General features: G+C 59.1%; 1 protein-coding gene. It reads left to right on the top strand.

From position 1 onward, the window contains the following. The first annotated feature begins 291 nt into the window (after positions 1 to 291). Positions 292 to 1,728 carry a Na+/H+ antiporter family protein gene (locus ACRQEG_RS09450; protein ID WP_320757351.1) on the top strand — a complete coding sequence of 479 codons (1,437 nt, stop codon included), beginning with the start codon at positions 292 to 294 and terminating at the stop codon, positions 1,726 to 1,728. The last annotated feature ends 342 nt before the right edge of the window (positions 1,729 to 2,070 follow it).

Raw genomic sequence — 2,070 nt, 5'->3', positions numbered from 1 at the left:
CAACTTGCCGTAGCCCTCGCGTTTCTCCCCCGGCGTGGATCCCGCCATTGGCGTCTCCGGGAGCGGGAGCCGGGTGGAAGGGCTAGCCGCCCGAGTGGTTATTCATGGGTTGAGCTGGGCTATTGCTGCGCGGCGTCGTCGATAAAAATACGGTACGCGGGCAACGGAGCCGCAGCGAAACGACACCAGGGCGGTCGCGGCACGCGGCCAGTAGTGCAAGTAATAATAGAAAAGCCGCGCATTTATGGATACTTATCCAGCGGGCGCCCCAGTCTGGGTATATTCAGCTTTATGAATGCTGTTGTGGTGGCTGTTTGTTTGATGCTCCTCCTCGCGGTACTTCGTGTGCACGTGGTACTGGCTCTGTTTATCGGCGCGCTCGCCGGTGGTTTACTCAGCGGGATGGGCCTGGAAGGGACCATGGTGGCCTTCCAGGAAGGCCTGGGCGCCGGGGCGAAAATTGCGCTCTCCTACGCGCTGCTCGGTGCTTTCGCGATGGCGGTGGCCTATTCCGGGCTTCCGAATCTGCTGGCGCAGTGGATGCTCGGCCATCTGCGCAGTTCTGACGGGAGGGGCGCTCGCAAGCGTGCCTTTACCCGCTGGGCCATGCTAGCCGGGATCTGCGCGATGGCGGTGATGAGCCAGAACCTCATCCCGGTGCATATTGCTTTTATTCCGCTGCTTATCCCACCGCTCCTGGTGGTTATGAATAATCTGCGTCTGGATAGGCGGGCGGTGGCGTGTGCACTCACGTTCGGATTGGTGACCACGTACATGTTCCTCCCTATCGGTTTCGGGAAGATCTTCCTGACCGATATTCTGCTGGGGAATATCGCGAAGGCCGGGATGGACGTGAGCGGTATTAACGTGATGAGCGCGATGGCGATTCCGGCGGCGGGTATGGTGGTCGGTCTGCTGCTCGCGGTATTCGTGACGTATCGTAAGCCGCGCGAGTATCGGGACGTGGCCGTAGATGCGAGTGCCGCGGGTGCTGCGGGTGCTAGTGCGAGCGGCGCGGGTGCTGCGGGTGCTCGTGCGAACGGCGCGGGTGATGCGAGCGGCGCGGGTGCTAGTGCGACCCCGGCTATTTCTCGCTACCGCATCGTGGTCTCATTGGTGGCGATTCTGGTGTGCTTCGGGATCCAGCTGGTTCTCAATGCGGTGGACTCGGATGCTGATGCGCTGCTGGTGGGTGCGCTGGTGGGTCTGTGCGTTTTCATTTTTTCGCGCGCCATCAAGCTGCACGAGGCCGACGATGTCTTCACCGGCGGCATGAAAATGATGGCTCTTATCGGCTTTATTATGATTAGCGCCCAGGGCTTCGCGAATGTGATGAGCGAGAGCGGGCAGATCGAACCGCTTGTGAACGCTACCGCGGCGATGTTCGGGAGTAATAAGGCGATGGCTTCGCTGGCCATGCTACTTGTTGGCCTGTTGGTGACGATGGGGATTGGTTCATCTTTCTCCACGCTTCCGATTATTGCGGCGATCTACGTGCCCCTGTGTGTCACGTTGGGTTTCTCCCCGCTGGCCACCGTTTCGATTATCGGCACGGCCGGTGCGCTGGGAGATGCTGGTTCGCCTGCCTCGGATTCCACCTTAGGGCCGACGGCGGGGCTCAATGCGGACGGCCAGCATGACCATATCCGCGACTCGGTTATCCCCACCTTTATCCATTTCAATATCCCGCTGCTTATCGCAGGGTGGATTGCTTCGCTGGTGCTGTAGCAGGTGAGGCGAGGCCAGCAGCGTGCCCATGATTCCCACTCGTTACAGGAGTAACAGCAGTCCCGGCGGGGTGGGGGTTCTTTTTCCGAGCTGTACTTCGCATGTACAACATGTGAAGTACAGCTTTGAAAAATATACCCGTCCTCCCGCCGGTCGGGATGCTCAGCGTTTAGATGCGCTTGGGTATACAGGCCGTAAGCACGAGGATGGTACGAGATACCGGAGGTTCTTACCGCCTTCCTGGCATATCAGGAGTCATAAGGAAGGGCTAATAGACAAATGGTGGGTCTTATATCCGGGGTTTGCCCTGCCATAGCAACGAAAAGTCAGCCTTATTGAGCT

Origin of the sequence: Actinotignum stranguriae (assembly GCF_051265215.1) — a bacterium.
In the GTDB taxonomy this organism is placed as follows: domain Bacteria; phylum Actinomycetota; class Actinomycetes; order Actinomycetales; family Actinomycetaceae; genus Actinotignum; species Actinotignum schaalii_C.
The sequence above is the reverse complement of the archived record's forward strand: the minus strand, read 5'-3'. Positions and strand labels throughout refer to the sequence as shown.